15 protein-coding genes are annotated in these 15,194 nt (G+C 62.0%); 4 read left to right on the top strand and 11 right to left on the bottom strand.

Annotation, left to right across the window (positions count from 1 at the left end):
* Nucleotides 1-633: 633 nt before the first annotated feature.
* A complete protein-coding gene (locus LPW39_RS03050) occupies nucleotides 634-990 on the top strand; it encodes a PRC-barrel domain-containing protein (RefSeq protein ID WP_230771228.1) in 357 nt (118 codons plus the stop codon).
* 154 nt (nucleotides 991-1,144) lie between these two features.
* Here LPW39_RS03050 and LPW39_RS03045 read toward each other — a convergent pair whose 3' ends face one another.
* The 5 genes from LPW39_RS03045 to LPW39_RS03025 form a co-directional block, all read right to left on the bottom strand.
* The gene (locus LPW39_RS03045; RefSeq protein ID WP_230771226.1) at nucleotides 1,145-3,223 is read right to left on the bottom strand and encodes an autotransporter outer membrane beta-barrel domain-containing protein; all 2,079 of its coding nucleotides are present in this window, start codon (nucleotides 3,221-3,223) and stop codon (nucleotides 1,145-1,147) included.
* Between the two features lie 489 nt (nucleotides 3,224-3,712).
* A complete protein-coding gene (locus tag LPW39_RS03040) occupies nucleotides 3,713-6,196 on the bottom strand; it encodes a TonB-dependent siderophore receptor (protein ID WP_230771225.1) in 2,484 nt (827 codons plus the stop codon).
* Nucleotides 6,197-6,326: 130 nt separating this feature from the next.
* A complete protein-coding gene (locus LPW39_RS03035; protein ID WP_230771223.1) occupies nucleotides 6,327-7,388 on the bottom strand; it encodes a FecR domain-containing protein in 1,062 nt (353 codons plus the stop codon).
* A gap of 1 nt (nucleotide 7,389) precedes the next feature.
* Nucleotides 7,390-7,917 (bottom strand): sigma-70 family RNA polymerase sigma factor, encoded by a 528-nt coding sequence (locus LPW39_RS03030; protein ID WP_230771222.1) that lies wholly within the window; start codon nucleotides 7,915-7,917, stop codon nucleotides 7,390-7,392.
* Between the two features lie 269 nt (nucleotides 7,918-8,186).
* Nucleotides 8,187-9,113 (bottom strand): AraC family transcriptional regulator, encoded by a 927-nt coding sequence (locus LPW39_RS03025; RefSeq protein ID WP_230772872.1) that lies wholly within the window; start codon nucleotides 9,111-9,113, stop codon nucleotides 8,187-8,189.
* A gap of 119 nt (nucleotides 9,114-9,232) precedes the next feature.
* Between LPW39_RS03025 and LPW39_RS03020 the strand changes: the two genes are divergently transcribed.
* Nucleotides 9,233-10,084 carry an oxidoreductase gene (locus LPW39_RS03020; protein ID WP_230771220.1) on the top strand — a complete coding sequence of 284 codons (852 nt, stop codon included), beginning with the start codon at nucleotides 9,233-9,235 and terminating at the stop codon, nucleotides 10,082-10,084.
* 66 nt (nucleotides 10,085-10,150) lie between these two features.
* Here LPW39_RS03020 and LPW39_RS03015 read toward each other — a convergent pair whose 3' ends face one another.
* Both LPW39_RS03015 and LPW39_RS03010 read right to left on the bottom strand, forming a co-directional pair.
* The gene (locus LPW39_RS03015) at nucleotides 10,151-10,402 is read right to left on the bottom strand and encodes a hypothetical protein (protein ID WP_230771218.1); all 252 of its coding nucleotides are present in this window, start codon (nucleotides 10,400-10,402) and stop codon (nucleotides 10,151-10,153) included.
* Nucleotides 10,403-10,418: 16 nt separating this feature from the next.
* Entirely contained in the window at nucleotides 10,419-10,607 is a 189-nt protein-coding gene (locus tag LPW39_RS03010) for a DUF3606 domain-containing protein (RefSeq protein WP_230771216.1), read from the bottom strand.
* Between the two features lie 297 nt (nucleotides 10,608-10,904).
* Here LPW39_RS03010 and LPW39_RS03005 point away from each other — a divergent pair, with 297 nt between their 5' ends.
* A complete protein-coding gene (locus tag LPW39_RS03005; protein WP_230771214.1) occupies nucleotides 10,905-11,099 on the top strand; it encodes a hypothetical protein in 195 nt (64 codons plus the stop codon).
* A gap of 219 nt (nucleotides 11,100-11,318) precedes the next feature.
* Here LPW39_RS03005 and LPW39_RS03000 read toward each other — a convergent pair whose 3' ends face one another.
* Nucleotides 11,319-12,158, bottom strand: coding sequence for an aminoglycoside phosphotransferase family protein (locus LPW39_RS03000; protein WP_230771213.1), 840 nt, complete (start codon nucleotides 12,156-12,158; stop codon nucleotides 11,319-11,321).
* 70 nt (nucleotides 12,159-12,228) lie between these two features.
* Here LPW39_RS03000 and LPW39_RS02995 point away from each other — a divergent pair, with 70 nt between their 5' ends.
* Nucleotides 12,229-12,474 carry a hypothetical protein gene (locus LPW39_RS02995; protein WP_230771211.1) on the top strand — a complete coding sequence of 82 codons (246 nt, stop codon included), beginning with the start codon at nucleotides 12,229-12,231 and terminating at the stop codon, nucleotides 12,472-12,474.
* Here the strand turns inward: LPW39_RS02995 and LPW39_RS02990 are convergent.
* The 3 genes from LPW39_RS02990 to LPW39_RS02980 all read right to left on the bottom strand — a co-directional run bounded on the left by LPW39_RS02990 (nucleotide 12,443) and on the right by LPW39_RS02980 (nucleotide 15,157).
* A complete protein-coding gene (locus LPW39_RS02990; protein ID WP_230771209.1) occupies nucleotides 12,443-13,411 on the bottom strand; it encodes a Bug family tripartite tricarboxylate transporter substrate binding protein in 969 nt (322 codons plus the stop codon). The two genes, LPW39_RS02995 and LPW39_RS02990, sit on opposite strands and share 32 nt — an antisense overlap.
* A 41-nt stretch (nucleotides 13,412-13,452) precedes the next feature.
* Nucleotides 13,453-14,259: an alpha/beta fold hydrolase gene (locus tag LPW39_RS02985; protein WP_230771208.1), complete on the bottom strand. Its 807-nt coding sequence runs from the start codon at nucleotides 14,257-14,259 to the stop codon at nucleotides 13,453-13,455.
* Between the two features lie 130 nt (nucleotides 14,260-14,389).
* Nucleotides 14,390-15,157 carry an enoyl-CoA hydratase/isomerase family protein gene (locus LPW39_RS02980; protein ID WP_230771206.1) on the bottom strand — a complete coding sequence of 256 codons (768 nt, stop codon included), beginning with the start codon at nucleotides 15,155-15,157 and terminating at the stop codon, nucleotides 14,390-14,392.
* Between the last annotated feature and the right edge of the window lie 37 nt (nucleotides 15,158-15,194).

The raw sequence follows: 15,194 nt of genomic DNA, 5'->3' as shown, positions 1-15,194 counted from the left end.
AAGAAACTCCAAGATAGCACCCATTGATTAACTAGGCTATGCTTAAATTATTTCTGTGGGTGCTATTGATGTGTAATCGCATCGATTTTTATTTATAGATTTAAATGAATAACAATGGCTTGGTTACTTAGTGGAGGGATGGATTAATCAGGATTATTGTTTATGCCGTCGCTCTGCGCGGCTGGCCTGTATAAAGCGCAGCTGCACTGAGCAGCGCAGGCTGGCGAAGAGCGGCAAGGGACGGGTGGCTAGAGGGGCAAATAGCGGGACGAATAGGAGGGCGAATAGCAGGGCGAATAGCGGAGCCAAGAAGGCTGGGCGCGGTGCTGGGACATGCCCGGAGATACCCCCTTGGGCTGCACATGCCCCTGCGTGCAGCAGCAGCGCCAACGCAGCCCCAAGTGCAGCAAAGCGCGCGCTACGGCTGGCCTGCCAGTGCATCGCAGAACGCTGTTTACCCGTCCTTCAAACCCGGTGCGGCCCGTCCTACGGCTATCGGACGGCGATGACTACCTGCTACGCAAAGGCAGCTGTTTAGCATTGATTCCAAGGCCGACACATCGCGGAACTGCTTTATCCAGCACCCCCAGCCGGCCCCTTTTGTAATCACACTTTCCAACACAGGAGAACGATATGAACACCGTCAACACTGCATCGAGCGTGATCTCTTCGGACAAGGTGCAAGGCACCAAGGTTTACAACCCCAATGGCGACAAGCTGGGCTCGGTGGAAAGCCTGCTGCTGGACAAGCTGACCGGCAAGGTCCGCTACGCCGTGATGGAGTTCGGCGGCTTTCTGGGCATGGGTACGGACGTGTACCCGCTGCCATGGGAAACGCTGAAGTACGACACCGGCCTGGGCGGCTATGTCGTGTCCCTCACCAAGGAACAGCTGGAAGGCGCACCCCGTTATGCGCGTGAAACCACGCAGGAATATGACGATGCCTACGGCCGCAAGGTGAACGAATACTACGGCGTGCCTTGGATCTAAGACACAGGGCGACCAGCCCTTGACCGGGTAGAGCCATTGCCTGGAGCCCGGTAGCCGAAAGCCCGCTGTTTTCTTGACAGCGGGCTTTTTTGTGGGCGTTCAACGGCGTGGTGTGCCCTGCAACGTGGCATACACGCCTGCTCCAGGCTTAGCCTTAGCGACTGCGGTGCTTGCGGCAGCGAACCAACCCCATGATGCCGATCAGCACCCCCATCAACGCCAGCCCCAGTGGGCCTACCGTGGGTATCGCAGGCCGGTTGGTGGGGGGGCGTGTTGTGTCTGCATCCATGATGACCACCTGTGCAGGGGCTCCTGCCGCTACATAGGCATCTGGCACCGTTGGGGGTGCCACCGAAAGTTGTGCCGTCACATTGCCATCATTGGGGGTGGTGTTGGGCACAGCAGTGATGGTGCAAGTGGCGCTGCTGGAATTGGCGGCCACTACCAATGGTGTCGTACAGGTGCTGGTATAGCGCGGGCTATCGGTGGGCAGGTTCAGGTTGATCGGTAGATCCGTCTCCTGGGCAGCGGCTAGCGTTACGGTGCAAGTGGCCACCTGGTTGTCTGCGTCGCTCAGCTGCGTCGGTGTGCAGGCTATGCTGACTTCTGGGGTTGATACTCCATCTCGCGTCCTGGTTTGCAGGTACCAGTGGTTGCCTACCTGGGTCAGAAAGTAGCGGAATTCACCCACTTCCAAATACCCAGGTTCGAGAAGGCTGAAGACGCCGTTGGATGCACCTGCCACTTCGACCACCAAGATGCCATTGCCTGTGGTGGGAGCGCCAAGGCCACCCAGGTTGTTGATGTGCAGGGTCGTTGTGCCGCTGGTATCGCCGTTGACGACCAACTTTTGCGAGGCTGAGTCATCAGCACCCAACACTGTATTCATCGCAAGGGCGCCGCCATTGCTGGTGTAGTTGCCTGCCACCGTTAATACGTTGCTGGTACCGCCGGACTGCATGGTCACAAAACCTGTGACGCTCAGGCTGCCCGTGGTAGGGTTGAAGGTGTCCGTATCCAAGGTGCCGTTGTTGTCCACCGTAAAGTCAGAGTTACGGCTAAAGCTGTTGTCGTGACCAGCGCGTAGCGTCCCAGACTTGACGTTGGTGCTACCTTCGTAGTCGTACTCTCTGGCAAACGTGGTAGTGCCATTAAATATATTGACCGTACCGCGGCCAATAATGGTCTGTGAAAACCTGTAACCCCCTGTTGTAAAGTTTTGGGCGATGTTAAGAACACCCAAACCATTCTCGCCAAAAAAAATATCGGCCTGCAGGTTGCCGGGAATAATGTTCCCCCCGATAGTGAGCTCCCCTCTGCTGGAGGAACTGGTATCGCCTGAAACCAAGGGCAGGTGAATACCCCCGTCAACCACCAGACTGCTGCCTTCATCAACCGACAAGACGGCATCACTGTGGGGCGCGGAGGTTCCGATGGCCAAGCTATTGTTTGCCACGTGCAGTCTGGAGCCGCTTCCATCCATCAATACAAGCCCGAATCCCATTTGCGTGGCCTGACACTGAAGGCTGCCACCGTTGGTGATTTCCATGAGGGATTCGCCAGTCATGCCCAGATTGCACTCGTTGGTGACGTTAATGGATGAACCTGGGCCGTCGATCCGAATCAGTGCTTTGGACCCCGGGGTGCCGGTAGCCGTATGCAGGCTATTGCGGGCAAGCAGTTGGGCGCCATTGAGTACTCTCAATGTGCCCGATCCTTGGTTATTGCCAATCAGCAGACCATTCTCGACACCAGGGGCAAGCTCCACACTGGAGCCAGCGCCATCCAACGTCACCGTGCCCGTACTGCCCGCCTCCAGGCCGATATACATATCAGCCGCATTCACCCGACTGCCGCTGAGTATATTCAGCACACCGGTGCCGTTTTGACCCACCACCAGTTGCTGAGGGCTCCACAGGGAGGTGCCAGATAGAGAGGCGGTGCCAGATGCGCCTGCAGCTGCCCCGAGGACGCCTGCCTGCGAGTTGGACAGATTTCCACCTTGAAAAATATCCAGTGTCCCACTGCCGGTGTTGCCCACCATGATGACTGTGCCTTGGTAACTGGCACCCAAATCGCCCGTTGGCGTGGTATCGCCCGTGAGGATGATGGACTGGGCGTGCGCCGCAGCTGCCATAAAACAGCAAATGAGCGATGCATAGGCGCTGCGGGAGAGTTTTGGAGTTTTCATCTTGGTCTTTATTTCCGTGGTGTGGTAAATCATCCAAGGCATAGGCTGCTGTCTGTTATTCAAAAGATCTAAGAGCCATGTAAAAGGATGGAGGGTTTAGTGTCTTTGGAAGCACCCTTGGCAGACTAACACTGCTTAATATTATTTTGCTAAAAACTACTTTATCAATGGGTGATTGCGTATTTATAATTAAGTAATGTATGATGATTATAAATAGTCAATATAGCTTGATGATTATGATGAGTGTGTTGGGAATGCTATGCAATATCGCGGTCAAAACGCAGTATCGGTAGTGGTTGCATGTAGGAGGGGGCGCTGAATGGGAGCCGCATACGCAAGGTCTGGTAAAAATTGGCGACCACAGTTGGATAATGGCGTAAATAGCGATGCGTAAAAACAGGGCTTGAATGGTAATGCGCTGTATGGTCACGTCAAAGTGCATCTGTTGGATGCGGCTGAGCCGCCGCGACGAGCCCAATAAAAAACAGCCCGCTGAATTTCTCAGCGGGCTGTTTTGTTGTCGTAAATACTTTAAAACTCGTACTTCGCCATCAACGTGAACTTGCGCGGCGCGCCGTAATAAATCTGGCTGCCAGCAAAGTCGAAATAGGTCTTATCAAACAGGTTGCTGACATTGAGCTGCACGGACAGCTGGCGCGAGATGTCGTAGTTGGCCATCAGGCTGGCCAGGGTGATGGAGCCCTGGTCCCGGCGTGCTTGCACATCGGTCGAGGTCGTAGTGGTGGCGTAGGTGCCGCCGCGCCAGGTGAGGCCGCCGCCGACCTTGAGCGCGCTCCAGTTGCCCGGCAGGCGGTAGGTGGTGTAGAGGTGGGCCATGTTGTTGGGGCGCTGCGATTGCAGGCGCGAGTCGTCGGCCGCGCGGGCATCGGCCCGGGCAAAGCCGGCAATCAGCTGCCAGCCCCGGGCCAGCTCGCCCGATACCTCCGCCTCAAAGCCCTTGCTGGTGACGCCTTTCTCGCCCCGGTAGGCCGGGTTGCCGGTGCCGCTAATCATGTTGTCGCCGTCTTGCACGGCGACATTGTCCTGGGCGATGCGGAACACCGCCAGCGAGGCGTTGACCTTGCCATCCAGGTAAGCGGCCTTGATGCCGGCCTCGTACGACTTGCCGGTGACAGGGTCCAGGTAGCGGCCCTGCGTGTCTTGGTAGTTCTGCGGCTGGAAGATGTCGGTGTAGCTGGCGTAGACCGTGTAGGTGGGGTTGAGGTCATACAGCAGGCCGGCGTAAGGCGTGAAGACGTTGTGCTTGCGCGTCTCCGTCAGGCTCTGGCTTTGCCAGCGGGTTTCGCGCCCGCCGATGATGAGCTTGAGGTCATCGGCCAGCGACAGGCGCAGCGCGCCATAGACGGCGGTCTGGCGCGTGCGGTCGTCGCCCAGCGGGCGGAAGGCGCCCCAGACCGGCTCGGGGTAGGAGCCATCCCACTCAAAGATATTGCCCACCGGCGTGGCCTTGTAGGCATGGTTGCCATAGGCGTAGTTGGACTGGCTGCCGGTGAGGCCCACAACGGCCTCATGCTTGCGGCCCAGCAGATCAAACGGCCCGGTGGCCTGCAGGCTGCCGCTGTTTTGCGCAAAGCTTTGGCGCGAGTAGTTGGGGTAGGGGCCCAGGCCCAGGCCGGTGTTTTTGTCGGGCTCGTTCAGCAGGTAGAAGAGTTTGGAGGTGTAGTCCGCATCGAGCCGGCTGGCGTTGGCCTTGATGGACCAGCCATTGTCAAAGCGGTGCTCCAGCCCGGCATAGGTGGTGTTGCTGGTGGTGTTCCATTCGGTCCAATCGGCGCCAATGCTGAAGGAGCGCGGCCAGTGCGTGGCACTGCCATCCTGGTAGACCATGGGCAGTCCCCCCCAGGTAACGCCGGTGGGGCGTTTGGCCTGGTGTTCCAGCCCGATCCAGGCGGTGGTGTCGGGGGTCAGATCGGCTTCGACCGTGGCCAACAGTGCGCGGTTGCGGGTGTGGTAGCGGTCGAGGTGCGAGTCGCGCGCATCGGCCATGGCGGCCACGCGGGCGCGGATGCGGCCGTCGTCGGTCAAGGGGGTGCTCAGGTCCAGGGTGGCGCGGCGCTCGTTCCAGGAGCCCAGGCTGACCGTGGCCGAGCCGGTAAAGGTTTTGCTGCTGGCGCGTTTGCGCACCAGGTTGACGGAGGCGCCGGGGTTGCCGGCGCCCGTCATCAGGCCGGTGGCGCCGCGCACCACCTCGATGCGGTCATACAGGATCGGGTCGAGCATCGAAGCGCCAAAAAAATCATTGGCGACATAGGTGGGCACGCCGTCGTACTGGTAGTTGTCGATGTAGAAGCCGCGCGCGTCCAGATCGGTGCGGTCGCTGTCGGAGCTGATGGCCGAGATGCCGGTGATGTGGCGCGCGGCCTCGCCCAGGCTGGTGATGCCTTGGTCCTCGATCTGCTGGCGCGTGAGCACGCTGACGGATTGCGGCGTTTCGCGCGGTGACAGCTGCAGGCCGGTGGCCGCCGCCGTGCTGCGGATGGTGTAGTTGCCGGTGCCTTCGGTGGTAGCGCTGCGCTCGGCCTGGGCGGTGACGCGCAGCTCGGGCAGTGTGATGCTGGGTGCACCTTCTGCAGCGCTTGCGGCCACTGCGGCCGGTGCTGCGGCCTGTGCCACACGGCGCACCACATAGCTGCCACTGGCATCGCGCTGGGCCTGCAGCGGCAAGCCGGCCAGCAGGCTGCTAAGCGCCTGGCCCACATCAGCAGCGCCTTGCACGCCGGGGCTTTGCAGGCCGGCAACGGTATCGGGCGCGAAGGAGATCAAGGTGCCCGATTCTTGCCCCAGGCGGTTGAGTGCTGCGGCCAGTGGGCCGGCGGGGCTGGAGTAGCTGCGGGCGGCTGGAGCGCTGGAGGATGCGCTAACAGAAGGCTGGGCCTGCGCGCCGTGCGGCAATGCGGCCAAGCTGGCGCAGGTGGCAATGCCAAGGCACAGCAGATGGGCAGAGAGCGCGGTGCCACGGGGCGTGGCGGGGGCAGAAAAGCGAGAGCGGAGCATGCGGAGAGTCCCGGTTGGTACAAGCTGGTTGCAGCGCGCCGCAATGGTTTTGCGGCACGTCTGCAGGGCTTGACACGCGGGTTGGGCCAATTGGCCATCTTTTTTTGGAATGCGCGATGGAAGAGGGTCCCTAACTTTTCTCTACCGTCACCCACCAACGCGTGCGGCTGCTGATGCGTACCGGCAAGGCACGGCTGAGTGCTGCCAGCACCTTGTCGGTATCCGCCAAGGGGTAGCTGCCCGATACGCGCAGCGCTGCGGCATCAGGCGTGCAGTGCAGGCGGCCGGGGCGGTAGCGGGCCAGTTCGACAATAAAGTCGCCCAGGCGCATATCGTCGGCCACCAGCATGCCCTGGGTCCAGGCCAGGTCGGCAGCGGGGGCGGCGGCCTCGCGCAGCAGTTGCTGGGCGGCGATGCGGCCTTGCTGGCCGGCAGCCAGGCGCAGGGTCTGGCTCATGTCGTGGCGCAGTTGCAGCTCTACTTGGCCCTCTTGCACCTGCACCAAGGTGTCGTCCGCATACTGGCGCACGGTAAAGCGGGTGCCAATGGCGCGCGCCCAGCCTTGGCTGCTGCGCACGCGCAAAGGGCGGGGCTGGCCGGTAACAGGATCGGGGCTGGGGTCGGCCGCGCTTTCGATCTGGATCTCGCCGGCGCGCAGCACGATCAGGCGCTCGCTGCTGCTGTAGCGCAGGTCCACCGCAGTCGCGGTATTGAGCAGCAGGCGCGTGCCATCGGCCAGCACCGTGCGCTGTTGCTCGCCGGTGGCGGTGGACAGATCAGCGCTGGCGCTGAGCCAGGCCTGCTGGCCCAGCGGGCTGTTGCCCAAGGCCAGCAAGCCGCCGGCGCCGGCACCCATCATCACGGCCAGGCGCACCGCATGGCGGCGCGACAAGGCGGGCGATGCCAAGGTCTGCACCGCCACCGCCGTGGGCATGCCGCGCAACTGGCCATCGACCTGCGCAATGCGCTGCCAGGCCTGGGCGTGCAGCGGGTCGGCATCCAGCCAGCTTTGCCATTGCTGGCGCTTGCGGCGGGCGCTGCTGCTGTCGCCCGGCTCCAGATCCAGCAGCCAGCGCACGGCGGCCTGGGCCACGGCTGGGGGGATGGTGGTTGGCGCTGAAGTGGGTATGGGGGTGGGCATGGCCTGTGCGCCCAGCGGCAGCGCGCCGGGCCGGTAGTCGGGAGCGGCCATCTCAGGCCTGGTCCGCAAAATAGCAGCGCTCTGCCGCAGCGGCCAGGTGGCGGCGCACGCTGGTGCGCGATATGCCCAGCTGCTGGGCAATTTCTTCCTGCGTCAAATCCTCCAGCCGCCACAGCAAAAAGGCCTTGCGGGCAACGACTGGCAGGCCGCCCAGCAAGCGGTCAATCGCCACCAGGGTCTCCAGCACCATCAGCTGCGCATCGGGTGGCGGGGCCACGGGCTCGGGCAGCAAGGCCAGCGCATCCAGGTAGGCGCGCTCGATCTGCCGGCGCCGCAGGTGGTTGGACAGCAGGCGCTGCGCAATCGTGGTGAGGTAGGCGCGCGGCTCCAGCAGCTCTTGCAGTTGCTGGCGCTGGGTGCCCAGCACGCGCACAAAGGTGTTCTGCGCCAGATCCGCCGCATCCCAGGCGCAGCCCAGCTTGCGCCGCAACCGGGCCACCAGCCAGCTGTGGTGCGCCTCGTACAGGGCCTGCACCGGATCGACGGAGGGTGAGGGCGGGATGCCGGTGCCTGGCTGCATGGTATTGGGGAGGGAAATAAATGAGAATGGTTCTTATTATATGTAAATAGCAGTCAATCTATGGATAATGCGATTCATTTGCGTTATTGCATCGCGCCATTCAGCGGCTTGTGGGCCGCCTTGCCCCCCGGTGCCTCGATAGCTGCCCAGAACTGCTGAGTTGCGGTGACCTGAAGACGCAAAGCAACAATCTGTGGCGCGCCCGGACGCAAGCGGGAACCTGCCGCATCTGGCCTACTTTCTGGCTGCCGCTCGTCCATGCATGTTGGCTAGTGGGAGGTCACAAAAGGCCCCTCCGGTAGCGGCGGCAGTGCGAATGCATGCTTGATGCGCTCGACCTCCGCCTGCGGTGGAAGGCCGAACAGGCGCTTGAACTCCCGGCTGAACTGGGAGGGGCTCTCGTAACCCACAGCCGATGCCGCAGCAGCAGCGGTCATACCGCGCCGCATCATCAGCAGCCGCCCTTGGTGCAGGCGGATGGACTTGAGGTACTGCATTGGCGATACGCGGGTCACGGCCTTGAAGTGGTTGTGGAAGGCCGCTGCACCCAAGCCCGCTTCGTTTGCCAGCATTGCCACGGTCAGCGGGCTGGCGTGTTCGCGATGGATGCGCTGAATGGCGCGGCCAATTTGCCCGAAGCGGCCCTGCGCGGCGAGCGAGGCACGCAGGGTTTCGCCTTGCTCACCGGTCAGCACACGGAAGTAGATCTCTCGCAAGATGGAGGGGCCGAGAACCTGGGCTTCCAGCGGGTGGGACATGGCCTGCAAGAAGCGGGTGACTGCGTCGGCGAGGGGCGCATCCATCTTGGAGGACACCAGGCTGGAAGGCCTGATCGACCTGATCGGCGTGGTCGGCGTGGCATGGGGCAGCTGTTCGTCCACCCGGATGGCGATGTCGGCAGCCAGCTGCATATCCAGGCGCAGGTAGATGGCCAGCAAGGGGCGCTCAGCGCTGGCTTCGGTCTGCATGACAAAGGGCACGGGCACGGCGACGGCCAGCACATGCTGCTCGTCATAGACAAACTCCTGGTCGCCCAGCCAACCGCGCTTGCGCCCCTGGCAGACGATGACGATGCCCGGCTCGTACAGCACCGGCGTAACGTCCAGCGGCCGGTTGCTGCGCAACCAGCGCACGCCGGGCAGGGGGCTCAGGGTATAGCCCTCATTGATCGCTAAATTGGACAACAGGGCGGCCATGCGGTGCCTGGGGTTGGAAGTCATCGTCGTGTAGGAATAGGCAATGACCGGATAGCGTACGCCATTTCTGAATGCCGCGTGCTTGCCTACCATTTGGCCTCGTACCTTCAGGAGCAAGCATGCGCGACTCACCCCCTAAAACTTTCTTTATCACCGGCGTCAGCAGCGGCTTTGGCCGGGCGCTTTCCCAGGCGGCGCTGGCAGCAGGGCACCGCGTCATCGGCACCGTGCGCAGCGCGGAAGACGCGCAGGCATTCCAGGCCCTGCACCCTAGCCAGGCGATAGCGCGGCAGCTGGATGTCAGCGACCACGCGGCGGTCGAGCAGGTGGCCGAGGACGTGGAAATGGCAATCGGGCCGGTGGACGTCCTCGTCAACAACGCCGGCTACGGCTACGAAGGCATCCTGGAAGAGAGCCCGCTGGAGGATATGCGCCGGCAGTTTGACGTCAATGTCTTCGGCGCAGTGGCTGTCATCAAGGCCTTTCTCCCTTTTATGCGTACCCGCCGCCGGGGGCGTATTCTCAACATCACGTCAATGGGCGGGTTTATCACCATGCCGGGTATTGCGTACTACTGCGGCAGCAAGTTTGCGCTGGAAGGGATCTCTGAAGCGCTGGGCAAGGAGGTGGCAGCGCTGGGTATCGATGTGACCGCCGTCGCTCCGGGCTCATTCCGGACGGACTGGGCTGGGCGCTCGATGGTGCGCGCCCCCCGCAGCATCAGCGACTATGACATGCTGTTTGACCCGGTGCGAGCACGCCGCCAAGCCACCAGCGGCAAGCAGCTAGGCGACCCGGCCAAGGCCGCCGCCGTGATGCTGCGCATTGCCACCGCCGTGGAGCGCCCGCCCGCACACCTGGTGCTGGGCAGTGATGCGCTGAAGCTGGTGCGGGGCAAGTTGAGCGTCATGCAGGCAGAGTTGGCGCAATGGGAGGCGCTTAGTTGCTCAACGGACAGTATTGGGGGCTAGGCTGATTGCTTGCCCCAGGACTGGTTCCTGCAGTTCAAATTACTGAGCCCATCGTCCACCATGGGCTTAAGCGTTATCGGGATGCCCCATTTGCCGATCCATATCCGCACCAGGGCTGCCTGATTGCTCATTCAACGCATCCGGTGCAACCTCTTCCAAACGCTTGATGTGTCCGCTACTTCCGAGTGGGTCGTCTGCCTGGTTTGGGGGAAGCTCTGCGCCTGGGCCAGCATCGCGCATATTGCCACCATGGCCATGTTGCTGCTCGATGTCGCTCGCCTCGGCGGCGGGCGATTCATATTCCTTTGCTTGGGTCATTGCGTAGCTCCAGTTGTCAGGGATTTTTGGACTGCTTGAGGTGCTGCTCAACCGCCAAAGCATTGGTTCCCACCGCCTTCACTGCTGCCTTCAGCTGGTCGGGGCTGACGTTGAACTTCTTTGACCAGTCTCGCAATTCGTAGTCTTCGTTCACGTTGATGCGAGTGCGGTCCTGGCCACCGGGTTGGGTTTTGTCGTCGGACATGGAAGGTCTCCTGTGTACATGGCTCGGGATGCCACGCGTAGGGACATGCTCCACCTTGTAGATAGCTGCAGGGGCCGGAATGGCCTGAATGTCATTGCAAGCAGATGCCTACAGAACTGCGCTCGGCGCCCTCAGATTGTTGCGCAAGCAAGTGATGCGGATCCGACAAACGGCCGCGATTGTCGAGCAATCGGAATTGAAATAAGTTATTGATTTAACTTATTTTTAGTGCGCGTAATGCTTGTATTTTGTTGCAAGCCCGTTAGCATTTCTGATCAAGTGATTCGGGAGACAAGCATGTCAGATTCTGCTGAAGAGGATGGAACGCCGAACTCCTACTTGAAGGCGTTGAAGGCGGAAGGCGCCGAGCTTTTGATGCAAGCGAGCAAAGACGATGTGCATGCAAGAGCACGGCTGTCGTTGATTGATGCCAAGATCGACCAGTTGACCCGCCAGATGAGCCGTGGGAACTCGGGCGAACGTGAGGGCTGAGCACTTGCGTATGGTGGGGGCCGGTGCGACGTCGATGGCTTGCTGGCGCGCTGCCATAGCTCGGGAGCCGGGCGCAGGGCTTGGGGGCTGGGTCCATTCCTGCAGCGGGTTGGCCTGCACAACGGGGGCCATTGGGCGCGGTCTACAGATCGGGTTCAGCGACTGAAGATGTGTTCCAGCGCGTTCAGAAAGCAGCCCGCTGGAGGACTGAAGATGAAATCATGAAGCGAGCGCCTGTTGGGCGAGATACGCCACTTCAAGTTCTTTGTTGGCTGGGGCTCGCAGTCCGTCCTCCAGAAACCAGGCAGCAGACAAAGCGGCATGGGCCATGACCCAACTGAGCAAACGCTGACGCTCCAGCCCCGCGACTTCGACAACGACAGCCAACTGCCTGGCAAAGCGAATGGGGTCGGTGCAAGTTTCCAGGTCAGGGTTGCACAGAACATTGACGTAGTCGTAATAACGTTCCCCACTGACGCGTTTGGGATCTATCGCAAGCCATCCACGCTGATCAAAATCCAGGATATTGCTGTGGTGTGCATCGCCATGAAGGACAACCTGCTCACGCTGATCACACAGCAGCCTATGGGCCACCATTGCGCATTCCGCCATCAGGCCGCCTTCCCGCTGGGCCATAGGCGCCAGCGATCTGAAGAAATCTGCCAGCGGCAGCAGGTTGGCAGGCGGCGGTGCAGCGGGTCGGCTTGAATGCAGTTGATCAAGGGTGAGGCAGATACAGGCTGTCGCTGCGTCATCTTCCCCTTCTAACGCCATGCGCAGCAGATGCTTGGAGCCCGTTGCCCGCTCCATCAGCAGCGCTCCAGAATCTGGATCGGAGGCATAAACGCGGGCCGCACCAGCGCCATGCCACCATTGCAATACTTGACCACCGATGCGCTCGTCAGGGTCTTGTGTGATCTTGATCATCCCCGGCAGGCCTTGCCGCTCACCGCAAAGCATGACGGGTAGGAGATGGCTGGAAGGGGTGACAAAGGGCCGGCCAGCGGCCTGTGCACCCCAGCGTTGGAGATAGGTATCGAATAGGCTCAGGTCGGACATTCGTCTGGTTCTCGTAGAAGTGCACATGCGGCAGAACGCAAGCTTAGCGTCAGATCATGGTTGAGCGCTCATGGCCGCACGCGCGGGCCCGCTGCAGCTTGTGGATGCCGTGGTGTACTTCCCGTACCAGCAGTACCTGCAGTACCTGCCGTTGCGGTTTGCACTGAACGCGATGAACCTGGTCAACAAGCGCTATCTGTCGGCCTGCACCAGCGTTTGCTGGTATAGCGCTGCGCGCAATGTGACTTTGACGGCGCGGGTGAACTGGTCGCCCCAGCCGCTGCCTATTCGACCTTGGCGCCAGACAGGCGGATGACTTCTTTCCAGCGGTCTGCATCCATTTGCATATAGTCGGCAAAGGCGGCGCCCTCCGAGTAGGTGATGTCCAGGCCCTGCGATGCCAGGCGCTCGCGCATCGCAGGCATCTCCATCACCTTGCGCAGGCTGAGCCTCAGGGTTCTGACAACGTCTGGCGGTAGGTCGGCGGGGCCCAGGATGCCGAACCAGGCGACGCCTTCAAAGCCTTTGAAGCCGGACTCTGCCACGGTGGGCACGTCGGGCAGCAGGCGCGTGCGGCGCGGGCTGGTGACGGCCAGGGGCCGCAGCGCCCCCGACTGAAAATGCGCCAGCAACGCGGCGGGCGGCAGTGCCACCATTTCGGTGCGGCCGGCGATGGTGTCTTGCACCGACGCTGCAATGCCGGGGTAGGGGATGTGGGTGATATCGATGCCTGCCGATGCCTTGAGCAATTCCATCGTCAGCTGGCCGGTGCCGCCGACACCGGGTGAGGCGTAGTTCAGTACGCCGGGCTTGGCTTTGGCTGCATCGATCAAGGCCTGGAGATGGGTGGCAGGCACGCGGGCGTTGACGGCAATCACGTTGGGCGCGCTCACCAGATTGGCGATGGGCGTGAAATCCTTGACCGGGTCGTAGCCCACCCTGGGATACAGGTAGGGGTTGATGGTGTGGGTGACGCCCGAGCCCATGATCAGCGTGTAACCATCAGCCGCTGCGCGAGCCACCTGCTGTGTGGCAATGATGCCGTTTGCGCCCGGCTTGTTGTCGACCACGACGGGTTGGCCCAGCACCTTGCCCAGCTGGTCTGCGACCTGGCGCGAGACGATGTCCATCGTGCCGCCAGGGGGCTGCGACACCACCAGTTTGACGGGCTTGATGGGCCAATGCTGCGGCGGGGCGGCACCGGCCCCGGTTGCCAATGCAGCGCTGAGAATCAGTGTGGTGATGGCTTTCATGCGGTTGTCTCCTTGGGGTGTGACTGGTCGGTGCGGTGGTGTCAGTGCAAGCGTTTCACCCAGACTGCGAGTGCCTGGCAGACCTGCTCGGGTTGCTCGGGCACCAGTGCATGGCCGGCGTTGTCTATGACTTGGATGGTCACCCGCTCACCCAGGCTTTGCCGGAGAAACTGCGCTAGGTGGCGCGGCGCAACGGTGTCCTGCGCGGCCTGCAGATCCAGAATGGGTGCGCTGCCGCAGGCAAAGAAGTCATCGACCGGTGTGGCGGTCTCCGCTTCTCGCTGCATGGCCTTGGTCTGGGGGTGCCAGCCTTCCAGCCATGCTGATGGGTCATGGCCTGGCGCAAAAAACGCATGCTGGAGGTGTTCGAGGCGCTGCGCCCTGGGCAACGACAGGTCGCCGCAAGCGTAGACCGAGCGCAGCACTTCAGGATCGAACGGGGAGCCACCATCGGGGGTTTTGCCGGTGGAGGCGGCAACCAGGGCGACACCCCGCACCAGCTCGGGCCGGTCAGTGGCCAGGGTGCGGGCGACAAAGTTGCCAAAGGCATGGCCCGCCACCGCCACAGGTGCCAGGTCCTCGGCCTCGATCACCGCTGCGACGTCGGCAGCCAGGTCATGCAGGGTGAGCCCCTGCATGGGCCCCTGGCTAGCGCCAATGCCGCGCGGCAGCGGGCGAATGATGCGCAAACCCTGTGCGACCAGCAGGCGGGTCAACTGGTCGAAATCAGCCGGGCCGCGCCCGACTGATGGCAGCAGAACCAGCGCCGGGCCACTGCCTTCGTCGAAGTAGGCAAGCGTGGTGGGGCCGGGATGGATGACTTTGGCGGTGGTAGCGGGGAGTGGCATAGGGCTTGCAGTGGACCGTGGTGAAAGGGCAGTGCCGTTGGCAGAACGGGGACCAGCGGGGCCTTGGTGGAGGGCCTGCATGGGTGCCAGGTTCAACGTGCCGTTGTAGAAAGCACGCTGGGCCTGCAGGCTAGGCAGTTTTTTGCTGTGATGCGGCAAAGCCTTCCAGGGCCAGGCCATAGGCCAGCAGGTCGTGCATCTTTTTTTTCAGGCCATGCGTCAGCAGCACGCGGGCATGCCGCCGCAGCAACGGGGTTTGCTGCATCAGCAGGCGGGCGTGCTCCCAGGCGCGCGGCAAGACCTGCTGCGGCGCGACAACCTCATTGACGAGGCCCCAGGCCAGTGCCTGCTCGGCATTCAGCGTCTGCCCGGTCAGCAGAAAATAGCGCCCTCGGTTGGCCCCCATCAGGTGGGGAAAGACGACATGCACACCATCGCCGGGCAGCAGGCCCGCAGTGAAGTGGGCCGAGTCCTGGAACGCAGCAGTGTCCGAGGCAATGGTGATGTCGCTCAGCAGCGGGATCTCGGCATGGCGGTAGGCGGGCCCGTTGATGGCACTGATGACGGGAACCTCGATGTTGAGCAGGTTCATCTGCAGGTGCTTGCCTTCCCAGCCGATCGGGTACCACTCGGTAGGGGTGACAGGTTTGCGTTTGTGGTTGTGGCCTTCGGCGCCCACGCGCGGGCCGCTGAACACATCACCGGTGCCGGTGAGGATGATGACTTCGTTGTCCGGGTCGCGCCCTACGTCCAGAAAGGCCTGTTCCAGCTGGGCATGGGGCTCCAGGCTCCAGTGCAGTGGGCCCTCATCGGTGTGGAAGCGCATCTCGAGGATGCCATCTTCGCGGCGCATCTTGATCATCGAATACCTATCCGCATAGGACGCAAATTGGCTCATAGGGGTTTGCCTTTCTTGGTGGGGGCAACGATGCGCG

It is taken from the genome of Comamonas koreensis (genome assembly GCF_021026195.1).
GTDB lineage: Bacteria > Pseudomonadota > Gammaproteobacteria > Burkholderiales > Burkholderiaceae_C > Comamonas > Comamonas koreensis.
Note: the sequence above shows the minus strand (reverse complement) of the source record. Positions and strands in the feature narration are given on the sequence as shown.

Coding starts and splice junctions, on each gene's coding strand:
- LPW39_RS03040 (WP_230771225.1), bottom strand. CDS start 6,196: ATGCTCCGCTCTCGCTTTTCTGCCCCCGCCACGCCCCGTGGCACCGCG.
- LPW39_RS03020 (WP_230771220.1), top strand. CDS start 9,233: ATGCGCGACTCACCCCCTAAAACTTTCTTTATCACCGGCGTCAGCAGC.
- LPW39_RS03010 (WP_230771216.1), bottom strand. CDS start 10,607: ATGTCCGACGACAAAACCCAACCCGGTGGCCAGGACCGCACTCGCATC.
- LPW39_RS02985 (WP_230771208.1), bottom strand. CDS start 14,259: ATGCCACTCCCCGCTACCACCGCCAAAGTCATCCATCCCGGCCCCACC.
- LPW39_RS03025 (WP_230772872.1), bottom strand. CDS start 9,113: ATGGCCGCCCTGTTGTCCAATTTAGCGATCAATGAGGGCTATACCCTG.
- LPW39_RS02980 (WP_230771206.1), bottom strand. CDS start 15,157: ATGAGCCAATTTGCGTCCTATGCGGATAGGTATTCGATGATCAAGATG.
- LPW39_RS03045 (WP_230771226.1), bottom strand. CDS start 3,223: ATGCCTTGGATGATTTACCACACCACGGAAATAAAGACCAAGATGAAA.
- LPW39_RS03000 (WP_230771213.1), bottom strand. CDS start 12,158: ATGTCCGACCTGAGCCTATTCGATACCTATCTCCAACGCTGGGGTGCA.
- LPW39_RS02995 (WP_230771211.1), top strand. CDS start 12,229: ATGGCCGCACGCGCGGGCCCGCTGCAGCTTGTGGATGCCGTGGTGTAC.
- LPW39_RS03030 (WP_230771222.1), bottom strand. CDS start 7,917: ATGCAGCCAGGCACCGGCATCCCGCCCTCACCCTCCGTCGATCCGGTG.
- LPW39_RS02990 (WP_230771209.1), bottom strand. CDS start 13,411: ATGAAAGCCATCACCACACTGATTCTCAGCGCTGCATTGGCAACCGGG.
- LPW39_RS03015 (WP_230771218.1), bottom strand. CDS start 10,402: ATGACCCAAGCAAAGGAATATGAATCGCCCGCCGCCGAGGCGAGCGAC.
- LPW39_RS03050 (WP_230771228.1), top strand. CDS start 634: ATGAACACCGTCAACACTGCATCGAGCGTGATCTCTTCGGACAAGGTG.
- LPW39_RS03005 (WP_230771214.1), top strand. CDS start 10,905: ATGTCAGATTCTGCTGAAGAGGATGGAACGCCGAACTCCTACTTGAAG.
- LPW39_RS03035 (WP_230771223.1), bottom strand. CDS start 7,388: ATGGCCGCTCCCGACTACCGGCCCGGCGCGCTGCCGCTGGGCGCACAG.